This window comes from Saccharothrix syringae (assembly GCF_009498035.1).
Lineage (GTDB): Bacteria > Actinomycetota > Actinomycetes > Mycobacteriales > Pseudonocardiaceae > Actinosynnema > Actinosynnema syringae.
This window is the reverse complement of record NZ_CP034550.1, coordinates 141222-167660: the sequence shown is the minus strand read 5'-3', so window position 1 is coordinate 167660 and position 26439 is coordinate 141222. Positions and strand designations below refer to the sequence as shown.

The window sequence follows — 26439 nt, the reverse complement described above, 5'->3', positions numbered from 1 at the left end:
TACCCCTAATTCCTCGGATGCCGAACCCTCACAAGCGGCGGGGGTTAAATCAATCCGTCACTCGGCGGGTTCTCGACCTGTGAGCAGGGGCAAGCAGGCTGTGACGCCACTCACCCGCAGCTCCCAGTCGGGCCGCCGGAACGTCCCCGGCGTCACCAGCAACCGCGTCTGCACGGCCCGCTCACCCCGTCTGACGTGCGGGAACGTCCCGTCCGGGCGGTAGCCGAGCTTCCGGCTCACGGCCAGCGACGGCAGGTTGTCGTCGAACGCGCTCGACCGCGCGGCCAGCGCGCCGAGGTGGTCGAAGGCGAACGCCAGCACGGCCGTCCGCATCTCCGTGCCGAATCCCCTGCCCTGGTGGGCGAGCCCGAGCCACGAGCCGCTGGTCACCTCGCGCAGCACCGGGAAGTCGTCGGCGCCCAGGCCCTGCACGCCGATCACCCGGCCGGCCAGCCGGACCACGAAGTTCAGCGTCCAGCGGGTCGGCGACAGGGACGCGCGCTCGCGCCAGTGGTACTGGAGCACGTTGCGCGCCACCTCGCGCGGTGGCGCGTCGGTCCACTCGACGCCGAACGGCGTCCAGTCCGGGTGGTGGATGCCGCGCACCGCCAGGTCGGCCAGCTCGCCCAGGGACTCGTCGTCGTCGGGGCGCAGTTCGAGGCGGGGCGTGCGCAGGACCAGGTCGTGGAAGGGCCAGTGCTTCACACCCGTCGATGGTGGTGACCGCGCGGCGCCCCGGCGAGCGGATTAACGTCGGGTGCATGCGCGCGATCACCATTCGGGAACCCGGCGGACCGGACGTGCTGGAGTGGGCGGAGGTGCCGGACCCGGAGCCGGGGCCCGGCGAGGTGCTGGTGCGGGTGGCGGCGACCGCCGTCAACCGGGCCGACCTGCTCCAGCGGCAGGGGCACTACCCACCGCCGAAGGGCACCACGGACGTGCCGGGGCTGGAGTGCTCGGGCACGGTCGCCGCGCTCGGGCCCGGGGTCACCGGGTGGGAGGTCGGCGACGAGGTGTGCGCGCTGCTCGCCGGTGGCGGGTACGCGGAGCTGGTCGTCGTCCCGGCACCGCAGCTGCTGCCCGTGCCCGGCGGCGTGGACCTGGTCGCGGCGGCGTCGCTGCCGGAGGTCGCGTGCACGGTGTGGTCGAACGTGGTGATGCTGGCCCGGCTGTCGGCCGGGGAGACGTTCCTGGTGCACGGCGGGGCCGGTGGCATCGGCACGCACGCCATCCAGGTGGCCAAGGCGCTGGGCGCGCGGGTCGCGGTGACGGCGGGGTCGGCGGAGCGGCTGGCGCGGTGCGCCGAGCTGGGGGCGGACGTGCTGGTGGACTACCGGTCCCAGGACTTCGTCGCCGAGGTCGGGCGGGCGGACGTGGTGCTGGACAACATGGGCGCGGCCTACCTGGACCGGAACGTGGACGTGCTCGCGCCCGACGGGCGGCTGGTGATCATCGGGATGCAGGGCGGGGTGAAGGGCGAGCTGAACATCGGCAAGCTGCTGGCGAAGCGGGCGTCGGTCAGCGCGACCGGGTTGCGGTTCCGGCCGGTGGACGGGCCGAGCGGGAAGGGGGCCGTGGTCGCGGAGGTGCGGGAGCGGCTGTGGCCGATGGTGGCGGACGGGCGGGTGCGGCCGGTGGTGGACCGGGTGCTGCCGGTGCGGGAGGCCGGGGAGGCGCACCGGGCGCTGGAGGGCGGTGACGTGTTCGGCAAGGTGGTGCTGGAGGTCTGAGGCCGGGCGCGGGGTCGGCCGAACTCGTCGGTCCCCCGCGCTAAGCTCAAGACAGGGGTCCCCTGGTGGGCGACCCCTGCGAAGCCCGCGCCCCGACCCGCCTCAGTCGAGAGCCGTCGCCGTGGCCAGGAACGTTCTCGGCGTCGTGCGGAACCGCAGGGCGAACTCCTCCGCCCACCGCACCAGCACGGTCTGCTCACCGGGCCGCTCGGCGTCGTCCACCAGCACCGCCGCCCCCGGCGCCAGCACGCCGCGGAACACGGGCAGCGCCGGGTAGCGGGCGTCGCCCAGCAGCGGGCCGTCCACCAGCAGCAGGTCCAGCAGGCCGTAGCGCTCGACGAACGCGGACACCTCGTCGTGCACGAGCCCGGGGTGGTACCACTGCGCGCTGCCCAGGGCCGCCGGGTGGGGTGCCAGCGGGGCGTGGACGACCCTGGCCACGTGGCCGAGCCCCTCCCGGCGCAGCTGGCTGGCCACGAACGCGGCGGTGCGCTCGTCGTGCTCGATGGACAGCAGGTGGCCGAAGCCGCGGCGGGCCAGCAGGCGCGCCAGGATCACCGAGGACGCGCCGCAGCCGCACTCGACGACCACCGTGCGCGAGCCGAGCAGCACCTCGTCGACCACGGCGGCCAGCGCGGCGGGCCGCAGCTCGTGCGCGGTGGTCGGCAGGTACTCCGACATCAGCGGGGCCAGGCGGTGCAGCGCGGCCAGGTCCGCGAGCTCCCGGGACAGCAGGTCGTCCATACCCCGGCGCCGCCTCTCACCCCAGCTCGGCGACCGCCCGCACGAGCTCGTCCACTTCGACCGCGTTCGTGTAGTGCGCGAGCCCGACGCGGATCGCACCGCCGACCTCGCCCACCCCCAGCACCGAGAACACGCCGTGCTGGCCCGAGTCGGCGAACGCGCACACGCCCCGCTCGGACAGGTGCTCGACGCCGTCGGACGCCTTCACGCCGGCCACCGTGAACGCCAGGGCGGGGACCCGCCGCATCGCGTCACCGATCACCATGACGTGACGGAGTGATCGCAGTTCGTTGATGAGATTAGCCAGCAAACCCGCCTGGTACGCCTTCACCGACCCCAGGGATGTGAGCAAGCGCTCCCGGCGGGGGCCGATCGCGGCGTCGTCCAGGCCGGCCAGGTACTCCACCGAGGCGACCAGGCCGGCCAGCAGCGGGTAGGCGTGGGGGCCGAGCTCCAGCCGCTCGGGGCCGCGGGCGCCGGGCTCGACGGCCACCGACGGCAGCAGGTCGAGCATGGACGGGTCGCGGAACACCAGCGCGCCGACCGGGGGGCCGCCCCAGTTGTTCGCCGACACCGCCACCACGTCGGCGTCCATCGACGTGATGTCCAGCGGCACGAACGGCGCGGCCGCGGAGGCGTCCACGACGACCAGGGCGTCGGTGCGGCGGGCGGCCTCGGCGATCTTGCGCAGGTCCGGGCGGGTGCCCACGGAGCCGGACGCGGCGGTGACCGCGACCAGCTTGCACCTGGGCGTGATCAGCTCGTCGTACTGCCACGCGGGCAGCTCGCAGGTCTCGATGTCGACCTCGGCCCACCGGACCACGCTGCCGGTGCGCTGGGCGGCCCGCTGCCACGGCGCGATGTTGGCCGGGTGGTCCAGGCGGGACACCACGACCTCGTCGCCGAGGAACCAGCCGTCCGACAGCGCGTCGGACAGCCGTTGCAGCAGCACCGCGGAGCTGGGGCCGAGCACGACCCCGGCGGGGTCGGCGCCCACCAGGTCCGCCACGGCCCGCCGGGCCGCGTCGACGATGGCCTCGGCGCGTTGCGAGGCGGGGAAGATGCCACCCGGGCCGGAGACGGGTGCGCGCAGCGCGGTGGAGACGGCCGTGGCCACCTGTTCGGGTACTTGCATCCCCGCAGGAGCGTCCAGATGAACCCAGCCGTCGCCGAGCGCGGGGAACAGGCCGCGAACTCGTGCGACGTCGAACGCCATGCCGCACACCGTACGGAGGAGGTCCGCCGCGCCGACAGCAGGGGCTGCGGGTTTGCCACCCGATCCGTGACCCGGTTCGCCGCGCGGGGCCCGATCGAGCCAGGATGGGGACCATGAGCGAGCAGGAGAACGAGCGGCACGTGGTCGTGGTCGGCCCGGACGGCACGCCCGTGGGCGCCGCGCGGGTGCCGGCCGGTGACGGCGAGGGCGGCCAGGACGTGACCGACCTGGTCGAGCAGCCGGCCAAGGTCATGCGGATCGGCACGATGATCAAGCAGCTGCTGGAGGAGGTCCGGGCCGCACCCCTGGACGAGGCCAGCCGCAACCGGCTCAAGGAGATCCACAAGCGGTCGATCGAGGAGCTGGAGGACGGGCTGGCGCCGGAGCTGCGCGACGAGCTGGAGCGGCTCTCCCTGCCGTTCACCGAGGAGGGGACCCCGTCGGACGCGGAGCTGCGGATCGCCCAGGCCCAGCTGGTGGGGTGGCTGGAGGGCCTGTTCCACGGCATCCAGACGGCGCTGTTCGCCCAGCAGATGGCGGCCCGCGTGCAGCTGGAGCAGATGCGGGGCCGGGCGCTGCCGGCCGGGCCCGGGGCCGGCGGGCAGGAGGGCACGCACCTGCGGGGCACGGGCCAGTACTTGTGATCTTCGCCTGCTTGTAACGTTCTCCTCCACGGCGTTCCGGCCGTGCGCCCGGGCCACGGCGGCCCCCCTCCCGCCGCACGGGCGCCCACCCGCGAGAGGAGCCGTCCGGTGCTGGATCGAGTTCGCCACAACCCGCTTCTCGGTGAGGTCCGCAGACGGGTCCGCGGGAAGCTGGTCCGCGCGGTCGACGAGGTCGTCCGCCGGTACCACGACGACCAGGCCGACCGCATCGAGCGGCTGCGCGGCGAGGTCGCCGAGCTGCGCAAGCAGAACGACGACCTGCGGCACCAGGTCGACCGGGCGGTCGACACGACCATCCAGTCCGAGATCCGGGCCCGGCGCGACCTGGTGTTCGCGGGTGAGCAGGAGGCGGCGCTGCAGAGCGCCCGCTTCGTGCGCGCCCACATGCCCACGGCGCCGCACTTCGGGCACCCGCACGCGACGCTGGAGCACGCCCTGGGCCTGGTCGAGGCCGACGGCATGGCGCTGGAGTTCGGCGTCTACACCGGCAGCACGCTGAAGCTGATCGCCACCGCGCGCGGCGGCCGGGACGTCTACGGCTTCGACTCGTTCCAGGGCCTGCCCGAGGACTGGCGCAACGGCTTCCCGGCGGGCACCTTCGACGTGGACGGCCTGCCCGAGGTCGACGGCGCGGAGCTGGTGGTCGGCTGGTTCGACGACACCCTGCCCGGGTTCCTCGGCTCCCACCCCGGCCCGGTGGCGTTCCTGCACGTCGACTGCGACCTGTACTCCTCGACCAGGACCGTCCTGGAGCTGGTCGGGCCGCGGCTGGTGCCCGGCAGCGTCGTGGTGTTCGACGAGTACTTCAACTTCCCCGGTTGGCAGGACCACGAGCACAAAGCCTGGACGGAGTACGTCGCCCGCACGGGGATCGCTTTTGACTACGTGGGGTACACCTATGACCACGAACAGGTGATCGTGAAGGTGACCGGGGCCCCCCACCCCGTGCGAGAGGGGTGACCTCACCGTGATAGCCCGGCGACAGCCGCACCACCACGTCGCCGGTAGTCTCAACACTCGTGCAACCCACGAGTACGGTCGACCGACCAGCGGCACCCCAGGCCCCCGACTCCCGCACCTTCGGGCGGGCGTTCGCCGACCTTCGCGACGCGTGGCACCAGCGGGAGCTCTGGGCGCACCTGGGCTGGCAGGACATCAAGCAGCGCTACCGCCGTTCGGTGATCGGTCCGCTGTGGATCACCATCTCGATGGGCACCACGGCGCTCGCGCTCGGCCTGCTGTACTCGCAGCTGTTCGGTCAGGAGATCGCGACGTTCCTGCCGTACGTCACGGCCGGGTTCGTCATCTGGAACTTCATCCTCGGCGTGGTCACCGAGGGCACCGAGGTCTTCATCGCCAACGAGGGGCTGATCAAGCACCTGCCGTCGCCGGTCACCGTGCACGTGCTGCGCATGGTGTGGCGCCAGGTGCTGTTCTTCCTGCACAACCTGGCGGTCTACGTCGTCGTCCTGGTGATCTTCTTCCCGGAGCTGGCCAAGCCGTACAAGATGGCGGGCTGGGACCTGGAGCACCCCGGCCTGTCCTGGGCGGTGCTGCTGGTCGTCCCGGCGTTCGCGCTGCTGGTGGCCAACGCGGTGTGGATCGCGCTGCTGTTCGGCATCATCAGCACCCGGTTCCGCGACATCCCGCCGGTGATCCACAGCTTCATCAACCTGGTCTTCTTCATGACGCCGATCGTGTGGCACGTGGGCGTGCTCCAGAAGGTCACCGGGGGTGGCGGGAGCACGAACGACTGGCGGGTGCTCATCGCCGAGCTGAACCCGCTCTACCACTACGTCGAGATCGTGCGCGCGCCGCTGCTGGGCCACGCCCAGGACTGGCACCACTGGGTGGTGGTGGGCGCGTTCACCGTCGTCGGGTGGACACTGGCGTTGTTCGCCATGCGCAACTACCGTGCCCGCGTCTCCTACTGGGTCTGAGTGAGGCCGAGAAACAATCATGGTCAGCATCGACGTCTGGAACGCCTCGGTCGACTTCCCGATCTTCGACGCCAAGTCGAGGTCGCTGAAGAAGCTCGCCCTGGGCAAGGTCGGCGGCAAGATCGGCTCGGAGGGCCGCGTCCCGATCATCGAGGCCCTGCACGACATCACCATCTCGCTGCGGCACGGTGACCGGGTCGGCCTGGTCGGGCACAACGGCGCGGGCAAGTCCACGCTGCTGCGCCTGCTCGCGGGCATCTACGAGCCGACCCGCGGCAGCTCGCGGATCGTGGGCAAGGTCGCGCCGGTGTTCGACCTCGGCGTCGGCATGGACCCGGAGATCTCCGGGTACGACAACATCATGATCCGCGGCCTGTTCCTCGGCATGAGCCGCAAGGAGATGGAGAAGCGGGTCGACGACATCGCCGAGTTCACCGAGCTGGGCGACTACCTGTCGATGCCGCTGCGCACCTACTCGACCGGCATGCGGGTGCGGCTCGCGCTGGGCGTGGTGACCTCGATCAACCCGGAGATCCTGCTGCTCGACGAGGGCATCGGCGCGGTCGACGCGGCGTTCATGGCCAAGGCCAGGGACCGGCTGAACGACCTGGTGAAGCGGTCGGGCATCCTGGTGTTCGCGAACCACTCCGACGACTTCCTGGTCGAGTTCTGCAACACGGCCATCTGGATGGACGAGGGGCACGTGAAGATGCACGGCTCGCTGCGCGAGGTGGTCACCGCCTACAAGGGCCGTGACCCGTTCGAGCACCTGAGCCCGGAGACGCTGGAGCGGATCGGTCAGCCGCGGGTGCTGAGCGGGAACGGTGGCGAGTAGGTGGGCATGGTGAGGGCACTGCCCCAGGGCTCGGTGGTCGGCGTCGTGGTGACCCGCCACCGGCGGGAGCTCCTGGCCGACTCGTTGAAGGTGCTGGCCTCGCAGACGCGGCCGCTCGACCACCTGGTGGTCGTGGACAACGGACCGGACCAGCCGGTCGACGACCTCGTCGCGCAGTGCCCCATCCCCACCACCTACCTGGCCTCGCACCGCAACCTCGGCGGCGCGGGCGGGTTCGCGCTGGGCATGCTGCACGCGCTGGCGCTCGGCGCGGACTGGCTGTGGCTCGCCGACGACGACGGCAGGCCGGCCGACGAGACGGTGCTCGCGGTGCTGCTGGAGGAGGCGTCCCGGCGCGGCCTCGCGGCCGTCTCGCCCGTGGTGGCCAACATCGAGCGGCCGGACAAGCTGGCCTTCCCGCTGCGGCGGGGCCTGACCTGGAAGCGGCGCACGTCCGACCTCGGCGCGGACTTCCTGCCGGGCATCGCGTCGCTGTTCAACGGCGCGCTGTTCAAGGCGTCCACGGTCGACGTGATCGGCGTGCCGGACTACCGCCTGTTCTTCCGCGGCGACGAGGTGGAGATCCACCGGCGGCTGGTGCGCAGCGGGCTGCCGTTCGGCACCTCGCTGAAGGTCGCCTACCTGCACCCGGACGGGTCGGACGAGTTCAAGCCGATGCTCGGCGGCCGGTTCCACGCCCAGGACCCGGAGAACGAGGTCAAGCGGTACTACACCTACCGCAACCGCGGGTACCTGCTGTCGCAGCCGGGGATGCGCAAGCTGGGGCTGCTGGAGGCGTTCCGGTTCGGGCTGTACTTCATCGGGGTGCGGCGGGACCCGCGGGCGTTCCTGGAGTGGCTGCGGCTGGTGCGGCTGGGGCAGCGGGAGCGCTTCTTCCGCAAGTGAGGTTCAGCTCCGCGCGGAATCGCTGACGGCGAACCCGTCTTGCCAGGTCAGCGACCGTGCGGTGGGCTGTGCCCATGGTTGCCGAAACGCGCAAGAGGTCCCTGGTGCTGCACCTGGCCGCGAACCCGAACCCGATCTCGATCAGGCTCTCCGAGGAGACCGCCGCCGACCTCGCGCCACGCCTGATCCAGGTCGTGCGCAACGGGCACACCCAGGCGATACCGACCGAGGACGGCAAGGAGTTCGTGGTGAACTTCAGCCACGTGGTGGCCGCGCACTTCGCGTGAAGCGCGCGGCCACCGCCGCGGTCAGTCGTTCTCGAACACCTTGCGCCACCCCTCGGCGGAGGTGAGGTCGGGCAGCGCCTCCCGGTACCGGGCGCGCAGCCGCGGCCACTCCCGGCCCAGCCTGCGGTAGTTCCGCACCGCCCTGGCCATCAGCACCCGGAACTGCTCGGGGTCGCGCTTGTAGAACGCCACGCCCGTGCCGTCCGCGGCGGACACGGTGGCGCTGTCCAGGTTGCCCAGCAGGAACCAGCGGGCGTTGAGGGCGGGCACGTTGAGCTGGGGGCGGTCCGCCGTCCCCGGCTGCGGCGGGCGCAGGTTGTGCAGCACCGACTTCGCCGCGCGCACCGCGATCGCGGCCCTGCCCCGCGACGGCTGGAGCAGGGCCTCCGCGCGCACCAGGTCGAACGTGGGCGGCGGGACCTCGCGGGCCGACTCCAGGCGCCGGGCGTCGCTGTAGCGCTCGCGGATGCGGCGCACCTCCGGCAGCGCGGTGCGCAGCGAGTCGAACAGCGCCTCGGGGCCCGCCAGGAAGTCCTCGACGGCCTTCTGCTGCAACGCCACCGTCGAGTACTCCATGGACAGCAGGTGCCGCAGCGACAGCTTCAGGCCGTGCTTGACGATCGTGTTCCGCACGTCGTACGGGCTGTGCAGGGCGGCCAGCACCAGGCGGTTGCGGGTGTGGAAGTACGCCTGCCAGTCCGTCGAGTCGTTCTTGTCGGTCCACGGCATGTGCCACACCGCCGAACCCGGCAGCGACACCGTCGGGAAGCCGCGCTCCAGGGCCCGCAGCGAGTACTCGGCGTCGTCCCACTTGATGAACAGCGGCAGCGGATAGCCGGTCCGCTCCACCACCTCGCGCGGGATCAGGCACATCCACCAGCCGTTGTAGGTGGCGTCGACCCTGGCGTGCAGCGCGGGCGTCTCGCGCAGCGACGACGTGGCGAAGTCGTGGTCGGTGACCGCGCCCGGCGCGGCGCGCCAGAAGCACGAGCCCAGGTCCACGACCTCGGCGGTGCTGTGGATGCGGGTGCGGGCCTGGAGGTTCAGCATGTGGCTGCCGACGATGACCGGCGACGCCGCCGCCCTGGCGAAGGCGTTGGACCGCAGCACCGCCTCCGGCTCCAGCCGGATGTCGTCGTCCATGAGCATGACCTGGTCGGCGTCGGTGTGCTCGATCGCCTCGAACATGCCCCGGGTGAACCCGCCGGACCCGCCCAGGTTGTCCTGCTCGACGACCTCCAGCCGGTCGCCCAGGCCCGCGGCGGCCGCCGCGAAGCCCTCGACCGAGCGCACCTTCACCGCGCCCTGGTCGGCGACGAAGACCTTGTCCACCACGTCGAGCACGGCCGGGTCGCCCGCCAGGGCGCGCAGCGCGCCGACCGCGTCGTGCGGGCGCATGGTGGTGATGGCGACCGCGACCTTCTTCCGCGGCAGCGGCTGCCGCACCGCCCACTCGGCGTCCCGGATCTCCAGGGGCGCCTCGTGGGTGAACGCGTCGAACCAGATCAGCCCGCCGTCCTCGAACGGCTTGAGCGACACCGGGAACTCCAGCGCCGTCCACTCCGCCGCGTCCCGGACGAACTCGCCCTCCAGGTGCACGACGTCGCCGCTCGGCTTGGAGCGGTACACGTCGAGCCGGCCGGAACCGCGCACCTGGAGGCGCAGCACGACCTCGTCGACGACCGTCCAGCGCTTCCAGTAGCTCGCCGGGAAGGCGTTGAAGTACGTCGCGAACGACACCTTGGCGTGCTCCGGCACCGTCAGCAGGCGGCGGGAGCCCACCTGGCAGTGCACGTTCTCCGGCTCGTCCAGGTACAGCGGCCGGACGTCGAGCGGGTCGTCGTCCCTCGGCAGGACGATCCGGTGCACCGCGTCCACAGTGGTTTCCTCCGATACGGGAAGCGGGGCGGCCCCGTCCGGGACCGCCCCGCCGCGAATCACGGGGTCACAGGTCGTACAGCCGGCGCCAGTTGTCCCGGCTGGTCAGCCCGCCCATCGCGGCGCGGTACTCGCGCTGCAGCTCGGGCGCCCGGTTGTACAGCTCCTTGATGAGCCTGGCGCCTTCCCTGCCCAGGCGGATCGCCAGCTCGCGGTCGCGGCGGCGGACCCGCACGCCCTCCTGGGACGCGTCGGTCACCACCGCGGTGTTGAACAGCGACACGTGCCACCAGGCCGCGTCACCGGCGGTCACCGCGCCGACGTCGTGCACGTTCTTGCCCAGCAGCTGGTACATGACCCGCTTGACCAGCACCGGCGCGAACAGCCGCGGCGCGGGCGGCGCCGGGACCAGCGGCAGGTCGCCCGAGGGGATGCCGGGCACCTCCGACGCCGGGTGGCGCACCGTCTCCGGGTACTCCGCGCGCAGCTTGCGGATCTCGGCGGCCGCCTGCACGCCGCCGTCGTGCAGCATCTCCGGGCCCTTGAGGAAGTCCTCGATGGCCTTGAGCTGGGTGGCGGCCAGGCCGTACTGCATGGCCACCAGGTAGGTGGCGAGCTGGGCCGCCATCGACCGGCAGATGCGCTTGGGCTCGAACCGGCTGTGCAGCGCCGAGGTGATCATGGCGTTGCGCAGGTTGAAGTACCGGTGCCAGTCGTCCCAGTCCTTCCAGTGGAAGTCCGCGTGCCAGACGCCGGCGCCGGGCAGGGTGACCGTGGCGAACCCGTGGGCCCGCGCGCGGTAGCCGTACTCGATGTCGTCCCACTGGAAGAACATCGGCAGCGGGTAGCCGATCGCCTTGACGATCTCGGACGGGATCAGGCACGACCACCAGCCGTTGTAGCCCGCGTCCACCCGGCGGTCCTGCGTGTTCTTCTTGCCGGTCTCCTCGTCGTACCCGGTGAGGTCGGCGTTGTGCAGGGCACCGTCGACGACCTGGCCGGGGGCCAGCGTGTCGAGGTTGGCGTACTCGGCGCCCACGTGCAGGTGGTTGGGGTGCAGCAGGTACAGCATCTGGCCGCCGACGATCACCGGCTGGGCGGTGCGGTTGGCGAACGCGGTCGTGCGGACCACGATCTCCGGCTCGCACAGCACGTCGTCGTCCATGAACAGCACGTTGGCGTGCTCGGCGCCGTCGACCTCGGTGACCTCGTAGAGGCCGCGGGTGAAGCCGCCCGCGCCGCCGAGGTTGGGCTGGCGGACGTAGCGCAGCTTGTCGCCGAGCTGGGCGGCGACCTCGGCGAAGCGCGGCCGGGACTCCACCGGGTCGCTGCCCTGGTCGACGACGTAGATCGCGTCGACGAGGTCCAGCGGCTCGCGGTCGGAGGCCAGCGCGGCCATCGTGTTGAGGCAGTCCTCGACGCGGTTGAACGTGCAGATGACGACCGCGGTCGGGCGCACCTTTCGGGGCGGCGCGACGGTCCACCGGACCTGCTCGACCACCAGCTGGTCGTCACCGGTGGAGACGTCGAACCACAGGCCGCCGCCGTCGGTGAACTTGTCGATCTTGGCGGTGAGCCGGACCAGCTCGTCCTCGGCGCCCTCGACGGACCGCGCCGCGACGGTGCGGGGCTCCCCCTCGGCGTCCGAGGCCACGACCGAGACCTGCCCGGAGCCGGTGAGCACCAGGCTCAGCTCGACCTCGGGGCTGACGCACCACCGCTGCCAGTAGGTGGCCGGGAAGCGCCCGAAGTACGTGTTCATCGACACCGCGGCGTGCGGGTGCAGCACCAGCCGCTGCCGCTCGCGGTCGGCGACGCCCCGGGAGACCTCCGCGTAGAGGTCTTCCGAGACGATCGGCGACGGACCCGCGAACAGCCCGCGCTGGGCCAGCAGCCTCTCCGGTGCCTCGTGCTCGACGAGCGGGGAGTTGCCCGACATGTCCGACTCAATCCTCCAGCGAACCGTCCAGCGCCCGACCGGAGGTCAGGTGCGGGGCGATCTTGTTCTCGAACACGGTCAACGCCGAACCGATGGCCATGTGCATGTCCAGGTACTTGTACGTGCCGAGCCTGCCACCGAAGACCACGTTGCGCTCGGCGGCCTCCTGCTTGGCCAGCTGCCGGTAGCGCTCCAGCTTCGCGCGGTCCTCGGGCGTGTTGATCGGGTAGTAGGGCTCGTCGTCCTTCTCGGCCGAGCGGGAGTACTCGCGGACGATGACCGTGCGGTCCGCGGGGTAGTCCCGTTCCGGGTGGAAGTGGCGGAACTCGTGGATCCGAGTGTAGGGCACGTCGGCGTCGTTGTAGTTCATCACCGGGGTGCCCTGGAAGTCCCCGACCGGCAGGACCTCCTGCTCGAAGTCCAGCGTGCGCCAGCCGAGCCAGCCCTCGCTGTAGTCGAAGTAGCGGTCGACCGGGCCCGTGTAGACGATCGGGGTGCCGGCCGGGATCTCGTCGCGCACGTCGAAGAAGTCGGTGTCCAGCCGCACCTCGATGTTCGGGTGGTCGGCCATCTTCTCCAGCCACGCGGTGTAGCCGTCGACGGGCAGGCCCTCGTAGGTGTCGTTGAAGTACCGGTTGTCGAAGGTGTAGCGCACCGGCAGGCGGCTGATGACCGCCGCGGGCAGCTCCTTCGGGTCGGTCTGCCACTGCTTCGCGGTGTAGTCGCGCACGAACGCCTCGTAGAGCGGGCGGCCGATCAGCGAGATCGCCTTCTCCTCCAGGTTCTTCGCGTCCTTGGAGTCGATCTCGGCGGCCTGCTCCGCCACCCACGCCCGGGCCTCCTCGGGGCTGAGGTAGCGGCCCACGAACTGGGAGATCAGGCCCAGGCCCATCGGGAACTGGTACGCCTGGCCGCCGTGCATGGCGAACACGCGGTGCTGGTAGCCGGTGAACTCGGTGAACTGGTTGACGTAGTCCCACACCCGCTTGTTGGAGGTGTGGAAGAGGTGCGCCCCGTAGCGGTGCACCTCGATGCCCGTCTCCGGCTCGGCCTCCGAGTAGGCGTTGCCGCCGATGTGCGACCGGCGCTCGATCACCAGGACGCGCTTGTCCAGCTGGCTGGCGACGCGCTCGGCGACGGTCAGGCCGTAGAAACCGGAACCGACCACGATCAGGTCATACCCTGCGAAGCTCACGGCCCATCAGGGTAGTCCCCTCGGGGTCGCGCCCTCCGGGCGGGCGTCACTAGTCCGCTCCGTACACTGCGCCGGGGTTCACCACACGTGTCCGGCCGTTGCGGCGCGGACGCGCGTCGCACCGCGACCAGCCGGTGGAGCCGCCCGTCACTTACTCGGTCGAAGCGGGGTAGCAGGGACATGAGCTGGTTCGAGGTGGTGCCGGTCGCGCTCGCCGCCGCGGGGTGGCTGGTCGGCCCCGGCGCGGCCCTCGCGTACGCCATCGGGCTGCGCGGCCTGTCCGCCTGGGGCATGGCCCCGACCTTCAGCACCCTCATCACCGCCTTCACCGCGGTGGTGGCGGGCCGGCTCGGCATCCCGTGGTCCCCCGTCGTGGTGCTGATCGCGACCGCGGCCGTGGTGGCGGTCGCCGGCATCGCGGCCCTGGCGCTGCACCGGGTCGCGCCGCCGCGCCGCAGCGACCCCCGCCGGGTGCTGATCGCCGCCGCCCTCGGCCTGGTGCCCACCGTCGCCATCGGCTGGTACGTGATGGTCAACGGCATGGGCCGACCGGACCAGCTCTCCCAGACCTACGACGCGATCTTCCACTACAGCGCGATCGCCCACGTCCTGGACAGCGGCGACGCCTCCTCGCTGACCATGGGCACGCTCGGCAACCCGGCCACGCAGCCGGTGTTCTACCCGGCGGCCTGGCACGACGTGACCTCGCTGGTCTCGCTGACCACCGGCGCGCCGGTCGCGGTGGCCGCGAACCTCACCTCCGCGGTCATCGCGATGCTGGTGTGGTCGCTGAGCTGCATGCTGCTGGTGCGGCAGGTGGTCGGCCCCTCCACCGCCGCGATGGCCGTCACCGGCGTGGTGGCCGTGGCGTTCACCGCGTTCCCCTGGGGCCTGATGAGCTTCGGCGTGCTGTGGCCGAACCTGCTGGGCCTGAGCCTGGCGCCGGCCGGCGTGGCGATGGTGCTGGCGGCCGTGTCGCTGGCCAGGGAGGACGTCATCGGGCGCCGCCGGGCCCTCGTCCTGGCCCCGCTCGTGCTCGTGGCCTGCGGCTTCGCCCACCCCAACGCGGTGTTCAGCTTCCTGGTGGTCGCGCTGTTCGCGATGGCCACCAGCGTGCTGCGGTGGGCGGTGCGGCGGCACCGCGAGGGCCGCACGCTCCGGGGCGCGCTGGGCGTCGCCGCGTTCCTGCTGGTGTTCCTGGGCGCGTGGCGCTTCGTGGCCACGACCCCGGCGTTCGCGGGCGTCCGCACCTTCTACTGGCCGCCGTTCGAGACGCCCGCCCGCGCGATCGGCGAGGTGCTGCTCAACGCGACCAACGGCCGGCCCGCGCTGTGGGCGCTGTCCGTCCTGGTCGTGGTCGGCGCGGTGGTGGCGTGGCGGACGCGGACCAACCGCTGGCTGGTGGCCGCGTTCGCCGGCTCCGGCCTCCTCTACGTGCTCACCGCGGCGATCAACCGGCCGGACACCCAGTTCATCACCGGGTACTGGTACAACGACTCGTTCCGGCTGGCCGCGATGGTCCCCATCGCCGCGGTGCCGCTCGCGGTCCTCGGCGTCACCCGGCTCGCGGAGCGGCTGGGCGGACTGCTCGGGGACCGGCCGCGGGCGGGCTCGCGGCTCGCGCTGGTCCGCACGCCGCTCGTGCTGAGCCTGCTCGTCCTGCTCGTCCTCGCGCCGCTGACCAGGTTCTTCTACGTCGAGCACAACTCCGCGTGGATGGCGGGCACCTACCGGGTCGAGCCGGTGCCGACGGGCTCGACGCTGGTCGACGACGTCGAGAAGGGGTTCCTGCCCGAGCTGGAGGAGCGGGTCCCCGAGGACGCCCTGGTGGCCAACAACCCGTGGGACGGCAGCGCCGTGATGCTCGCGGAGGTGGGCCGCCGGGCGCTGTTCCCGCACGCCGACATCCCCTGGAGCGAGGACCAGCGGCTGCTGGCCCGGAGCCTGGACGACGCCGGCCGCGACCCCGAGGTGTGCCACGCCGCCGACCGGCTGGGCGTGGAGTACCTGCTGGTGGCCAACCGCACGTTCTGGCCGCACGACAACCGGAACAAGGACTACCCCGGCCTGGCCGACCCCGGTTCGGACCCGGCGTTCGAGCTGGTGGCCCGGGACGGGTCGGTCAAGCTGTACCGGATCGACTGCGAGGAGCGGCCCGGCACGTCGTCGCGCTGACCGGTGCCCGACCCCGGTCGCCGGGCCCGCCCACCCGCCCTCCTACCGTGTGTCGGGTGTCCACCTCGATGAGCGCACGCCGGTTGATCAGCCCACCCGTCCAGATGGTCGCCGGGCTCGGTGTGTTCGGCCTGGCCGGCTACCTGTTCGTGGCGCTGACCGGGCACACGCTCGCCACCGACCAGGCCAACCTGACGGTCGTCCTGTACTTCCTGGTGAACGTGATCGGGCCCGGCGTCTTCGCCGCCCTGGAGCAGGTGGCCAGCCGCGCGATGAGCACCGCCACCGCGTCCGGCCACTCCCTCGGGCCCGTCATCCGCCGGGTCGCCCGATCGGGCGCCGGGCTGGTCGCCGTGGTCACGGCCGTGCTCCTGCTGCTGGCGCCGTTCGCCGTCGACCGGACGCTCGGCGGCGACTGGGCGCTGTTCGCCGAGATCCTGGCCACCCCGGTGATCATCGCCGCGCTGAGCGCGGTGCGCGGCGTGCTCGCGGGCACCCAGCGGTTCGGCGCCTACGCCGCGACGCTGACCGTCGAGGGCGGCGTGCGGATCGCGCTGTGCCTGCTGCTGGTCGCGCTGGGGGTCGGGGACGCCTGGGTGTTCGGGCTGGCCTACCTGGGCTCGTCCGTCGTGGCCGCGGTGCTGGGCCTGGCCCTGCTGCCGCGGGCGCACACCGGCGAGCAGGTCGCGCCCCCGCCGGTGGGCCGGGCGCTGGTGACGCTCGCCGTGGCGACCCTGCTGGCGCAGCTGCTGCCCAACCTGGCCCCGCTGGCGGTGAACTCCCGGCTGCCGCTGGACAGCGCGGTGGCGCTGGTGTTCGGGCAGGCCGTCGTGGTCGCCCGCATCCCGCTGATGGCGCTGTTCCCCGTCCAGACGATGCTGCTGCCCAGCCTGACCGCGGCCGTGGCCAGGGGCGACCGGGGGTTCGTGGCGCGGCGGATGCGGCTGCTGTTCGGCGCGGTGGCGCTGTTCGGCGCGGTGTACGCCGTGCTGTTCACGCTGCTCGGGCCGTGGGTGCTGCGGACGTTCATGGGCGCGCCGGTGGACCCGGACGCGTCGGTGACGCTGCTGCTGGCGCTGAGCACGGTGGTGCTGGTCGGGGCGTTCGCGGCCCAGCCCGCGCTGGTGGCGCTGCGGCGGGACAACGTGGTGACGCTCGGCTGGGCGCTCGGGTCGGCGGTGACCCTGGCGCTGGTGGTGCTGCCGGGCGACCCGCCGTTCGTGGCGGCGCTGGCGCAGGCGGTCGGCCCGGCGCTGACGATGCTGGTCATCCTGCTGGGGCTGCGCACGGCCCTGCGGGGCATGCGGGCCGGGGAACCCGCGGAAACGCCCCGCCCGACCCCCTGAACGCGGACGGGCGGCCACCCGCGGGGGTGGCCGCCCGGTGCCGCGCGGGTCGTTCAGACGCGCCGGACCGCGCGTTCGACCAGGGACTTCGCCAGCTTCAGGTCGCGGGCCACCGCGGCGTCCAGCGCCGACTTGGTGATGTGCCCGCGGCACAGCAGGTGGAACTTCGCCGCGCGCGCGGCCTTGTGCCAGCCCGCCTCCTCCAGCTGCTCGGCCGCCGCCGCGTAGTAGCGCTGCTCCTCGTCGAAGCGCTGCACGTTCTTCGCGCCGAGGGACGAGTGGCTCTCCGCGTGCCGCCGGTACCGGAACACCGGGGTCTGGTCGAGCGCCAGGGTGCCGCCGCCGATGAGCATGTCGATGCACCAGGCCAGGTCGGCGATGGAGCCGAACTCGCCGAGCCGCTTGATCCTCGGCACGGCGTCGTTGCGGAACGCCATCGCCGGCACGTACAGCCAGTTGCCGTTCATCAGGCTCGTCGCGGCGGCCGGGCCGTCCAGCTCGGCGTGCTTCCAGGCCGAGCGGGCCGCCATCCGCTTGATCCGGTCGGCCAGGCTGTCGGTCGGCCTGCCCTGCCCGTCGACGACGACCACGCCGGGGTGCACCATGACGGCGTCCGGGTGGCGCCGGAACGCCTCCAGCACCACCTCGACGTACCGGGGCTCCAGCGCGTCGTCGGCGCCCATGACGACCAGGTACTCCTCCTTGCCCAGCGTCATGCACTTGCACACGTTGCCGGTGGCGCCGAGGTTCCGCTCGTTGCGCACGTACTCGATGCGCGGGTCGCCGAGGCCGCGGACGTACTCCTCGGCGGTGGTGTCGGGGTACCGGTCGTCGACGATCGTCAGGCGCCAGCGGTCGCTGGTCTGCGCGCGCACGCTGTCGACCAGCTCCACCAGGAAGCGCGGGTCGAGGTAGTAGGGGACGACGAAGTGGATGCTCACGGCTGCTCGGGGGTCGAGGGGACGGGGTGGCGGTGCGGTTCGGCGTGGTGCGGCGGCTCGGCGTTGCGCAGCGCGATGGACCGGGCGAGCCGGGCGTAGCGCAGCTCCAGCTCCTTGAACCTCAGGTAGACGTTGAGCGTGGCGAAGGTGAACACCACGACCAGCGCGTACAGCAGCAGGTCGGTGCCGCGGCCGACGCCGAGCCAGCCGGCCACCACGGTCACGTCGCCCGGCCGCAGCACCGCGTAGATGCCGAACGCGACGAACAGCAGGAAGGCGAGCTTCACCCCGGCCGCGGACTTCGTGGTGCCCCGCTTGCGCAGGAACAGCACCAGCAGGGCGATCGAGAACAGGACGAGGACGTACTGGATCAGCATGATCATCGCGCCTTGCTCTTGAGCATGGTGTCGAACAGGATGTTGACCCCGTTGATGAGCGACTGGCCCTTGGCCATGGAGTACTCGGTGTAGAGGATGGTCACCGGCTCCTCGACCACGCGCCACTTGCGGTGGTCGATCATCTCCACGATCTCCGACGCGTGGCCCATGCCGTTGAGGGTGATGTCCAGCTGCTCGGCCACGGTGCGGTTGAACACCCGCAGGCCGTTGTGCGCGTCGGTCAGGCCCAGCCTGCGGGTGCGGCGGCTGAGCATGACGACCGTCTTGAGCACGAACCGCTTGATCCACGGGATGTTCTCGCTGCGGCCGTGGAAGCGGGTGCCCACCACGATGTCGACCGGCTCCGACCGCAGCCGCTCCAGCATCGACAGCACGTCCTCGACGCGGTGCTGGCCGTCGGCGTCGAAGGTGACGAAGTACTCGGCGCCCGGCTGGCGGCGGGCGTACTCGACGCCCGTCTGGATCGCGGCGCCCTGGCCCAGGTTGACCGGGTGCTGCACGAGGTGCGCGCCGCCCGCGCGGATGCCCTCGGCGGAGTCGTCCTTGCTGCCGTCGTCGACGCACACGATGTTCGGGAACGTCTGGCGCGCGTGGCGGACGACGTCCGCGATGACCTGTCCCTCGTTGTAGACCGGGACGATCAGCCACACTTCCGACCAGTCGGTCACAAGAGGTCTCCAGATACCACGTCAGAGGCGGGTGAAGGTGCTCGGAGAGTACTGCAGCCCCGGCCAACTACACTGCCTCGGGTAGTTCCCAGCCGCCCCCCGGCACCTGGTCGGCAGTCCGAGCCGCAGGCGGGGCAGTGCTGACCGATCCGAATCAACCCGGAAGGATCCCGATGGTTGGTGTGGCCGTCATCGGCGCCGGTTACTGGGGGCCGAACCTGGTCCGCAACATCCAGGCGACCCCGGACCTGCGACTCGTGACCCTCTGCGACCTCGACGTGGAGCGCGCCAAGGCCGTCCTCGGCCGCTACAGCACGGTGCGGGCGACGTCGTCGTTGGACGAGGTCCTGGCGGACCCCGAGGTCGAGGCGGTCGCGGTCGCGACGCCCGCGGCCACGCACCTCCCGGTCGCGCAGGCCGCGCTGGAGGCCGGCAAGCACGTGCTGGTGGAGAAGCCGCTGGCCGCGAACTACGCGGACGGGCTCAAGCTGGTCGAGCTCGCCGAGGAGCGCGGGCTGACCCTCATGCTCGACCACACGTTCTGCTACACGCCGGTGGTGCGGCGGCTGCGCGAGCTGGTGCACGCGGGTGAGCTGGGCGACATCCAGTACATCGACTCGGTGCGGATCAACCTCGGCCTGGTGCAGCCGGACATCGACGTGCTGTGGGACCTCGCCCCGCACGACCTGTCCATCCTCGACTCGATCCTGCCCGCCGGCGTGACGCCGGTCGCCGTGGCCGCGCACGGGTCGGACCCGGTGCGGGTCGGCCGCGCCTGTGTGGCGTACCTCTCGGTGCAGCTGTCCAACGGTGCCATCGCGCACGCCCACGTGAACTGGCTGTCCCCCACCAAGATCCGCACGATGATCGTCGGCGGCTCCAACCGCACGGCCGTGTGGAACGACCTCGACCCGACGCAGCCGCTGGCCGTGTACGACCGCGGCGTGGACCGCCCCGACGACGAGAGCCTGCGGGTCTCGTACCGCATCGGCGACATGGTCGCCCCCGCCCTCCAGGGCGGCGAGGCGCTGCGCGGGGTAATGGCGGAGTTCGCCGCGTCGATCCTGGAGAAGCGGGCGCCGCTCACCGACGGGCGCGCCGGCCTGCGCGTGCTGGCCCAGTTGGAGGCCGCGTCGGCCAGCCTTGCCGCGGGTGGCACGTTCGTGCCGCTCGCGGACGTGAACGGAGGAACTCTCTGATGGACCTGAACGACCAGCGGGCCGTGGTGACGGGCGGCGCCGGCACGATCGGCTCGCACGTCGTCGACCAGCTGTTGGACGCCGGCGCGCGCGAGGTCGTCGTGATCGACGACCTGAGCCGCGGCCGGGTGGACAACATCGCCGAGGCCCTGGAGCGGGCCCCCGAACGGGTGAAGCTCGTCGAGGGTGACATCCGCGACATCCCGCTCGTGAAGAAGACGATCGAGGGCGCGGACCTGGTGTTCCACCTCGCCGCGCTGCGCATCACGCGCTGCGCCGCCGAGCCCCGCGTGGCGCTGGAGGTGCTGGTCGACGGCACCTTCAACATCATCGAGGCGTCCGTCGAGGCCGGCGTGAAGAAGGTCGTCGCCTCCTCCACCGCGTCGGTGTACGGCCTGGCCGAGGAGTTCCCGACCACCGAGCGCCACCACCCGTACAACAACGACACGTTCTACGGCGCGGCCAAGGCGTTCAACGAGGGCATGCTGCGCAGCTTCAAGGCCATGCACGACCTGGACTACGTGGCGCTGCGCTACTTCAACGTCTACGGCCCGCGCATGGACGCCCACGGCAAGTACACCGAGGTGCTCATCCGCTGGATGGAGCGCATCGCCGACGGCCAGTCGCCGCTGATCCTGGGCGACGGCCTGCAGACCATGGACTTCGTGGACGTGCGCGACATCGCGCGCGCCAACATCCTGGCCGCGCAGGCGGACGTCACCGACACCGTCTACAACATCGCCACCGCGACCGAGACGTCGCTGCTGGAGCTGGCCGAGGCCCTCCAGCGGGTGATGGGCTCCACCCTGCCGCTGGAGTTCGGCCCGGCCCGCTCGGTGAACTCGGTGACCCGCCGGCTGGCCGACATCTCCGCCGCCGAGCGCGACCTCGGCTGGAAGCCCACGATCTCCCTGGAAGAGGGCCTGCGGGACCTCGTCCAGTGGTGGAGGACGCAGCGTTGATCCCCGTCATCAAGCCCTTCCTCGGCGAGGAGGAGGCCCTGGCCGCGGCCGAGGTCGTCCGCTCCGGCTGGGTGGCCCAGGGCCCGCGGGTGGCCGAGTTCGAGCAGGCGTTCGCGGGGTACGCGGGCGCCGGCCACGGCATCGCGGTGTCGAACTGCACCACCGGCCTGCACCTGGCGCTGCACCTGCTCGGCGTCGGCCCCGGCGACGAGGTCGTGGTGCCGTCGTTCTCGTTCATCGCCACCGCCAACGCGGCGAAGTACGTGGGCGCGACCCCGGTGTTCGCCGACGTCGACCCGGCCACGGGCAACGTGACGCCGGAGACGCTCGACGCGGTCATCACCCCGCGCACCACCGCCGTCATCGCCGTCCACCAGGGCGGCGTGCCGTTCGACGTGGACGCGGTGCGGGCGCTGTGCGACCGGCGGGGCATCCCGCTGGTGCACGACTCCGCGTGCGCGGCCGGCTCCACCTACCGCGGCCGGCCGGTCAGCTCCGGCGCCGCCCTGGCCGCCTGGTCGTTCCACCCCCGCAAGCTGCTCACCACCGGTGAGGGCGGCATGGTGACGGCGGAGGACGCCGAGTGGGCGACCCGGCTGCGCAAGCTGCGCGAGCACGGCATGAGCGTGTCCGCGGCGGACCGCCACGCGCAGGGCAGCGTGAAGCTGGAGGCGTACGAGGAGGTCGGCTTCAACTTCCGGATGACCGACATGCAGGCCGCCGTCGGCCTGATCCAGCTGCGCAAGCTGCCGGACGTCATCGCCCGGCGCCGGGAGCTGGCCGGGCGCTACCACAAGCTGCTGGGCGAGGTGGACGGCCTGCGCTGCGTGGCCGACCCCGAGTACGGCACGACCAACTACCAGTCGTTCTGGGTGGTGCTGCCGGACGACTACGCCGGCACCTCCGTCGACGTGCTGACCGCGCTGCAGGCGCGGGGCGTGTCGGGCCGCCGCGGCATCATGGCCTCGCACCTGGAGCCCGCCTACGCCGACGCGCCGAAGGCGGACCTGCCGGTGACCGAGCACCTGACCCGGCGCTCGATCATCCTGCCGCTCTACCACCAGATGACCGAGGCCGAGCAGGACACCGTGGTGTCCGGGCTGGTCGACGCCCTCCGGGGGACGAGGTGACGGCTCGTCCGCTGCTGCTCGTCGGCGCGGGCGGGCTGGCGCGGGAGGTGCTGGCCGCGGTCGCCGCGGTCAACTCCGCCACGCCGACCTGGGACGTCCTGGGCATGCTGGACGACAACCCGGCGCGGCACGGCGACCTGGTGGACGGCGTGCCGGTGCTCGGCCCGGCGGACGCCGTGGCCGACCACCCCGACGCCCAGGTCGTCCTGTGCGTCGCGAGCGCCCGCAACCAGGCCGGCCGCCGGCAGGTCGCCGCGCGGCTCGGCCTGCCCGCGGAGCGGTACGCCACGGTCGTCCACCCCCTGGCGAGCGTCGCGCCCGGCGTCGAGGTCGGCGCCGGGTCGGTGCTGCTCGCGTTCGTCGCGGTGACGGCGCCCCAGGTGATCGGCTCGCACGTGGTGGTCATGCCGCACGTGACCATCACGCACGACGACTCGGTCGCCGACCACGTCACCTTCGCCGCGCGGGTCGCCCTGGCCGGCGGTGTTTCGGTGGGCGAGGCCGCCTACCTGGGCAGCGGCGCGCTGGTCCGGGAGGGGCTCTCCGTCGGGGCGGGCGCCCTCGTCGGCATGGGCGCGGTCGTGCTCACCGACGTTCCCCCGTTCGAGGTGTGGGCGGGCAACCCCGCCCGGCGCCTGCGGGCGCTCGACCAGTCCAGCGGTCCCCAAGCGATCTCACGAGGATGAGCACATGACCAACCCGGCCCCGATCCCGCCCGTCGACCTGAAGTACCAGCACGCCGAGGTCGCCGAGGAGGTGGCCGCCGGCTGGGCGGCCGTCCTGGAGCGGACCGCGTTCGTGGGCGGCCCCGCCGTCGGCGAGTTCGAGCGCGCGTACGCCGAGTACAGCGGTGTCGCCCACTGCGTCGGCGTGGCGAACGGCACCGACGCCCTGGAGCTGGCCCTGCGCGCGGTCGGCGTGGGCCCCGGCGACGAGTGCGTGCTGCCGACGAACTCGTTCATCGCCACCGCCGAGGCCGTGGCCCGCACCGGCGCCACCCCGGTGTTCGTGGACTGCGACCCGGACACGTACCTGATCGACACCAAGGCGGCGCTGGCGGCGTTCACCGAGCGCACCAAGGCCGTGCTGCCCGTGCACCTCTACGGCCAGATGGCGCCGGTGGAGGAGCTGAAGGCCGCGTGCGACGAGCAGGGCGTGTTCCTCGTCGAGGACGCCGCGCAGTCGCAGGGCGCCCGCCGCAACGGCGCCGTGTCCGGCTCGCTCGGCCACCTCGCGGGCACCAGCTTCTACCCCGGCAAGAACCTCGGCGCGTACGGCGACGCGGGCGGCGTCACCACGAACGACGAGGAGCTGGCCACCGCCGTGCGGCTGCTGGGCCAGCACGGCTCGCTGCAGAAGTACGTGCACAGCCACCTGGGCTTCAACAGCCGCCTGGACACGATCCAGGCCGTGGTGCTGTCGGCGAAGCTGCGCCGCCTGGACGCCTGGAACGAGCTGCGCCGGGCCGCCGCCGACTACTACGGCGAGCTGCTGGCGGGCGTCGAGGGCGTCGTGCCGCCGAAGGTGCTGGAGGGCAACGAGCACGTGTGGCACCTGTACGTGGTGCGGGTGGCCGAGCGCGACCGGGTGCTCAAGCACCTCCAGGACAACGGCGTGGGCGGCGCGATCCACTACCCGACCCCGATCCACCTGGCCGCGCCGTTCGCGTCCGACGCGCTCGGCGAGGGCTCGTTCCCGAACGCGGAGCGGGTGGCGGGCGAGATCCTGAGCCTGCCGATGTACCCGGGCATCACCCGCGGGCAGCAGGAGCGCGTGGTCGAGGTGCTGGCCGAGGCGGTGCGGTGAGCACCGGCGTGTTCGTCCACCCCAAGGGGCTGTGCGAGAGCGAGACCGTGGGCGAGGGCACCCGCGTCTGGGCGTTCGCGCACGTGCTCCCGGGCGCCCGCGTGGGCCGGGACTGCAACATCTGCGACGGCGCGTTCGTCGAGAACGAGGCCGTGCTCGGCGACAACGTCACGGTGAAGAACAACGTGCTGGTCTACAACGGCGTGACGTGCGAGGACAACGTGTTCCTCGGGCCGAACGCGGTGTTCACCAACGACATGCGGCCGCGGGCGCACCAGAAGCTGGGCGCGGACCAGCTGCTGCCCACGCTGGTGCGCGAGGGCGCGACGCTCGGCGCGGGCGTGGTCGTGGTGTGCGGGACGACGATCGGCCACGACGCGTTCGTCGGCGCCGGCTCGGTCGTCACCGCCGACGTGCCCGCGCACGCGTTCGCGGTGGGCAACCCGGCGCGGCGGAAGGGCTGGGTGTGCCGCTGCGCCACCCGCCTGGACGACGACCTGCGCTGCCCCGCGTGCGGCAAGGAGTACGAGCTGGTCTCGGAGTCCGAGGGCCTCGCGGCGAAGGGCTAGCCGGCGGACCCGCGCGGCCCCGTCCCCGGCGACCCGGGGACGGGGCCGTCGCCGTTCAGGCGGTGCGGAAGTACTCCACGGTGTTGCGGACCCCGGTCTCGATGTCCACCCGCGGCGTCCAGCCCAGGTCGCGGGCCGCGGCGGAGGCGTCGAGCGCCGACGCGCGCAGGTCGCCCAGCCGGGCCGGCGCGTGCTCGGGCGCGTCCGCCGCCCCGGCGGCCTTGGCGACCAGGGTGTGCAGCTCGCGGTCCGAGACCTGGTGGCCCGTGCCGATGTTGTAGCGCTTGCCGCCACCGGCCTCGCCGGACGCCGCGACGAACGCCGACACCACGTCCTCCACGTAGACGTAGTCGCGGGTGTTGCCGCCGTCGCCGAAGACCTTGGTGGGGCGGCCGGCCAGCAGCGCGGAGGCGAAGATCGCCACCACGCCCGCCTCGCCGTGCGGGTCCTGCCGCGGCCCGTACACGTTGGCCAGCGCCAGGTGCGTGCACTCCAGGCCGTAGAGCTGCCGGTAGGTGTTGAGGTAGACCTCGCCGGAGACCTTGGACGCCGCGTACGGCGACTTCGGGTTGATCGGCACGGCCTCCGACACCGGCAGCTCGTCGGGCGTGCCGTAGATCGACCCGCCGGACGAGGCGAACACGACCTTGCGGGCCCCGGCGCGGCGCGCGGCCTCCGCCAGGTTGACCGTGCCCAGCACGTTCTTGGTCGCGTCCAGCAGCGGCTCGGCCACCGAGACCCGCACGTCGATCTGCGCGGCCAGGTGGAACACCACCTCGGGGGCGAACTCGCCGACCACGTCGACCAGCTCGGACGAGGTGATGTCGACCCGCGAGAACGAGTACCGGTCGGCGGCGGCCGGGTCGGCGGGCGCGGTCCGCGTGCCGCGGCTCAGGTCGTCCACGACCCGGACCTCGTGGCCGTCCCGCAGCAGCCGGTCGACCAGGGTGGAGCCGATGAAACCGGCGCCGCCGGTCACAAGTGCGCGCACGAGAAAACGTCTCCTCAACGTGGGGTGCCTGTGGGAACAGCCTAGGCGCCGGTCCGACCGGCACCGCTTCAGAACCAGCGCTCCAGGACGAGCGCCACACCGTCGTCGGCGTTGGCCGCGGTGACCTCGGCGGCGGCCGCCTTCGCGTCGGGGTGGGCGTTGCCCATCGCGACCCCGTGCCCGGCCCACGCGAGCATCGGCACGTCGTTGGGCATGTCGCCGAACGCCAGCACCCCGGACGCGGGCACGCCCAGCCGCTCCGCCACCGCCGCCAGCCCGGTGGCCTTGCTCACACCGGGCGCGGCGAACTCCAGCAGGCCCTCGTTGGTCGAGTACGTCATCGCCACCCGGTCGCCGACCAGCGGCCCGACCGCCAGCGCCATCTCCTCCGAGGTCATGCGCGGGTGCCGGACCAGCAGCTTCACCGCGGGCAGGCCGAGCAGCTGGGCCCGCTGGTGGCCGGGCAGCGGCTGCGCGCCCTCGTCCCACGGGTGCAGGTAGTGCTCGTCGGAGATGAACTCGGCGTCGACCGGCGCGCCGTCGCGCACGCCGTCGGCCACCCGCTCGGACGCCATCGAGCAGCCGGGCAGCGCCTCGTCCAGCACGGCGGCCAGGTCGTGCAGCTGCACGGGGGTCAGCAGCTCGGCCGACACGACGCGGTCGGCGCCGATGTCGTAGAGCACGGCGCCGTTGGAGCAGACCGCGTACCCGGTCAGCCCCGTCGCGTCCGCCACCTCCGGCACCCAGCGCGGCGGGCGGCCGGTGGCCAGCACGAACGGGACGTCCGCGGCCAGCACGCGGCCGACCACCTCGGCGGTGCGCGGGCTGACCCGGCCGAGGGGGTCCAACAGGGTGCCGTCGACGTCTGATGCCACGAGCGAAGGTCTCTGCACGCACCCATCGTGCCTCGTCGGATACG

General features: G+C 72.4%; 26 protein-coding genes. 15 read left to right on the top strand and 11 right to left on the bottom strand.

Features of this window, described 5'->3' with window-relative positions:
* Positions 1 to 57 precede the first annotated feature (57 nt).
* On the bottom strand, positions 58 to 705 hold the full coding sequence (locus EKG83_RS00770; protein ID WP_033435095.1) for a GNAT family N-acetyltransferase: 648 nt from the start codon (positions 703 to 705) through the stop codon (positions 58 to 60).
* A gap of 56 nt (positions 706 to 761) precedes the next feature.
* Between EKG83_RS00770 and EKG83_RS00765 the strand changes: the two genes are divergently transcribed.
* Complete coding sequence (locus tag EKG83_RS00765) at positions 762 to 1730, top strand: NAD(P)H-quinone oxidoreductase (protein ID WP_033435139.1); 969 nt, start codon at positions 762 to 764, stop codon at positions 1728 to 1730.
* 102 nt (positions 1731 to 1832) lie between these two features.
* On the opposite strand, the gene EKG83_RS00760 is transcribed toward EKG83_RS00765, so the two are convergent.
* Both EKG83_RS00760 and EKG83_RS00755 read right to left on the bottom strand, forming a co-directional pair.
* Positions 1833 to 2474 carry a class I SAM-dependent methyltransferase gene (locus EKG83_RS00760; RefSeq protein ID WP_033435096.1) on the bottom strand — a complete coding sequence of 214 codons (642 nt, stop codon included), beginning with the start codon at positions 2472 to 2474 and terminating at the stop codon, positions 1833 to 1835.
* Between the two features lie 16 nt (positions 2475 to 2490).
* Positions 2491 to 3690, bottom strand: a complete 1200-nt coding sequence (locus EKG83_RS00755) for a cysteine desulfurase-like protein (protein WP_033435097.1) — start codon at positions 3688 to 3690, stop codon at positions 2491 to 2493.
* Between the two features lie 113 nt (positions 3691 to 3803).
* Here EKG83_RS00755 and EKG83_RS00750 point away from each other — a divergent pair, with 113 nt between their 5' ends.
* The 6 genes from EKG83_RS00750 (at position 3804) to EKG83_RS00725 (ending at position 8323) form a co-directional block, all read left to right on the top strand.
* Positions 3804 to 4334, top strand: a complete 531-nt coding sequence (locus EKG83_RS00750) for a bacterial proteasome activator family protein (protein ID WP_051766882.1) — start codon at positions 3804 to 3806, stop codon at positions 4332 to 4334.
* Positions 4335 to 4442: 108 nt separating this feature from the next.
* Complete coding sequence (locus tag EKG83_RS00745) at positions 4443 to 5315, top strand: class I SAM-dependent methyltransferase (protein WP_033435099.1); 873 nt, start codon at positions 4443 to 4445, stop codon at positions 5313 to 5315.
* 59 nt (positions 5316 to 5374) lie between these two features.
* A complete protein-coding gene (wzm, locus tag EKG83_RS00740) occupies positions 5375 to 6295 on the top strand; it encodes a galactan export ABC transporter permease subunit Wzm/RfbD (RefSeq protein ID WP_033435100.1) in 921 nt (306 codons plus the stop codon).
* A gap of 19 nt (positions 6296 to 6314) precedes the next feature.
* A complete protein-coding gene (gene wzt, locus EKG83_RS00735) occupies positions 6315 to 7130 on the top strand; it encodes a galactan export ABC transporter ATP-binding subunit Wzt/RfbE (protein ID WP_033435101.1) in 816 nt (271 codons plus the stop codon).
* A 6-nt stretch (positions 7131 to 7136) separates the two neighbouring features.
* On the top strand, positions 7137 to 8036 hold the full coding sequence (gene glfT1, locus EKG83_RS00730; RefSeq protein ID WP_033435140.1) for a galactofuranosyltransferase GlfT1: 900 nt from the start codon (positions 7137 to 7139) through the stop codon (positions 8034 to 8036).
* A 74-nt stretch (positions 8037 to 8110) separates the two neighbouring features.
* Positions 8111 to 8323, top strand: coding sequence for a hypothetical protein (locus EKG83_RS00725; protein WP_153277818.1), 213 nt, complete (start codon positions 8111 to 8113; stop codon positions 8321 to 8323).
* 21 nt (positions 8324 to 8344) lie between these two features.
* On the opposite strand, the gene EKG83_RS00720 is transcribed toward EKG83_RS00725, so the two are convergent.
* The 3 genes from EKG83_RS00720 to glf all read right to left on the bottom strand — a co-directional run bounded on the left by EKG83_RS00720 (position 8345) and on the right by glf (position 13335).
* Entirely contained in the window at positions 8345 to 10201 is a 1857-nt protein-coding gene (locus EKG83_RS00720; RefSeq protein ID WP_051766883.1) for a glycosyltransferase, read from the bottom strand.
* A gap of 67 nt (positions 10202 to 10268) precedes the next feature.
* A complete protein-coding gene (locus EKG83_RS00715) occupies positions 10269 to 12140 on the bottom strand; it encodes a glycosyltransferase (protein ID WP_033435103.1) in 1872 nt (623 codons plus the stop codon).
* Positions 12141 to 12147: 7 nt separating this feature from the next.
* Positions 12148 to 13335, bottom strand: a complete 1188-nt coding sequence (gene glf / locus EKG83_RS00710; RefSeq protein ID WP_033435104.1) for a UDP-galactopyranose mutase — start codon at positions 13333 to 13335, stop codon at positions 12148 to 12150.
* Positions 13336 to 13515: 180 nt separating this feature from the next.
* On the opposite strand from glf, the gene EKG83_RS00705 reads away from it, so the two are divergent.
* Together EKG83_RS00705 and EKG83_RS00700 are read left to right on the top strand one after the other, a co-directional pair.
* Positions 13516 to 15510 carry a DUF6541 family protein gene (locus EKG83_RS00705; protein WP_033435105.1) on the top strand — a complete coding sequence of 665 codons (1995 nt, stop codon included), beginning with the start codon at positions 13516 to 13518 and terminating at the stop codon, positions 15508 to 15510.
* Positions 15511 to 15566: 56 nt separating this feature from the next.
* The gene (locus tag EKG83_RS00700) at positions 15567 to 16856 is read left to right on the top strand and encodes a lipopolysaccharide biosynthesis protein (protein WP_153277817.1); all 1290 of its coding nucleotides are present in this window, start codon (positions 15567 to 15569) and stop codon (positions 16854 to 16856) included.
* 53 nt (positions 16857 to 16909) lie between these two features.
* On the opposite strand, the gene EKG83_RS00695 is transcribed toward EKG83_RS00700, so the two are convergent.
* Genes EKG83_RS00695 through EKG83_RS00685 form a run of 3 tightly spaced genes read right to left on the bottom strand, consistent with a single transcriptional unit; the run spans position 16910 to position 18863 of the window.
* Positions 16910 to 17797 carry a glycosyltransferase family 2 protein gene (locus EKG83_RS00695; RefSeq protein ID WP_051766884.1) on the bottom strand — a complete coding sequence of 296 codons (888 nt, stop codon included), beginning with the start codon at positions 17795 to 17797 and terminating at the stop codon, positions 16910 to 16912.
* On the bottom strand, positions 17794 to 18180 hold the full coding sequence (locus EKG83_RS00690; protein WP_051766885.1) for a DUF2304 domain-containing protein: 387 nt from the start codon (positions 18178 to 18180) through the stop codon (positions 17794 to 17796). The genes EKG83_RS00695 and EKG83_RS00690 overlap by 4 nt, the downstream gene beginning before the upstream one ends.
* The gene (locus tag EKG83_RS00685) at positions 18177 to 18863 is read right to left on the bottom strand and encodes a glycosyltransferase family 2 protein (RefSeq protein WP_033435107.1); all 687 of its coding nucleotides are present in this window, start codon (positions 18861 to 18863) and stop codon (positions 18177 to 18179) included. Before EKG83_RS00685 ends, EKG83_RS00690 begins: the two co-directional genes overlap by 4 nt.
* Positions 18864 to 19036: 173 nt before the next feature.
* On the opposite strand from EKG83_RS00685, the gene EKG83_RS00680 reads away from it, so the two are divergent.
* Genes EKG83_RS00680 through EKG83_RS00655 form a run of 6 tightly spaced genes read left to right on the top strand, consistent with a single transcriptional unit; the run spans position 19037 to position 24529 of the window.
* Positions 19037 to 20062 carry a Gfo/Idh/MocA family protein gene (locus tag EKG83_RS00680; protein WP_033435108.1) on the top strand — a complete coding sequence of 342 codons (1026 nt, stop codon included), beginning with the start codon at positions 19037 to 19039 and terminating at the stop codon, positions 20060 to 20062.
* On the top strand, positions 20062 to 21024 hold the full coding sequence (locus EKG83_RS00675) for an SDR family NAD(P)-dependent oxidoreductase (RefSeq protein ID WP_153277816.1): 963 nt from the start codon (positions 20062 to 20064) through the stop codon (positions 21022 to 21024). Before EKG83_RS00680 ends, EKG83_RS00675 begins: the two co-directional genes overlap by 1 nt.
* Positions 21021 to 22154: a DegT/DnrJ/EryC1/StrS family aminotransferase gene (locus EKG83_RS00670; RefSeq protein ID WP_211269287.1), complete on the top strand. Its 1134-nt coding sequence runs from the start codon at positions 21021 to 21023 to the stop codon at positions 22152 to 22154. The genes EKG83_RS00675 and EKG83_RS00670 overlap by 4 nt, the downstream gene beginning before the upstream one ends.
* Complete coding sequence (locus EKG83_RS00665; RefSeq protein WP_033435109.1) at positions 22151 to 22840, top strand: acetyltransferase; 690 nt, start codon at positions 22151 to 22153, stop codon at positions 22838 to 22840. Before EKG83_RS00670 ends, EKG83_RS00665 begins: the two co-directional genes overlap by 4 nt.
* Before the next feature lie 4 nt (positions 22841 to 22844).
* Positions 22845 to 23960 carry a DegT/DnrJ/EryC1/StrS family aminotransferase gene (locus tag EKG83_RS00660; RefSeq protein ID WP_033435110.1) on the top strand — a complete coding sequence of 372 codons (1116 nt, stop codon included), beginning with the start codon at positions 22845 to 22847 and terminating at the stop codon, positions 23958 to 23960.
* Positions 23957 to 24529 (top strand): acyltransferase, encoded by a 573-nt coding sequence (locus EKG83_RS00655; protein WP_033435111.1) that lies wholly within the window; start codon positions 23957 to 23959, stop codon positions 24527 to 24529. The genes EKG83_RS00660 and EKG83_RS00655 overlap by 4 nt, the downstream gene beginning before the upstream one ends.
* 55 nt (positions 24530 to 24584) lie before the next feature.
* Here the strand turns inward: EKG83_RS00655 and EKG83_RS00650 are convergent, their stop codons facing one another.
* Positions 24585 to 25520: an NAD-dependent epimerase/dehydratase family protein gene (locus EKG83_RS00650; protein WP_033435112.1), complete on the bottom strand. Its 936-nt coding sequence runs from the start codon at positions 25518 to 25520 to the stop codon at positions 24585 to 24587.
* 68 nt (positions 25521 to 25588) lie between these two features.
* The gene (locus tag EKG83_RS00645; protein ID WP_033435113.1) at positions 25589 to 26413 is read right to left on the bottom strand and encodes an HAD family hydrolase; all 825 of its coding nucleotides are present in this window, start codon (positions 26411 to 26413) and stop codon (positions 25589 to 25591) included.
* Positions 26414 to 26439 lie beyond the last annotated feature (26 nt).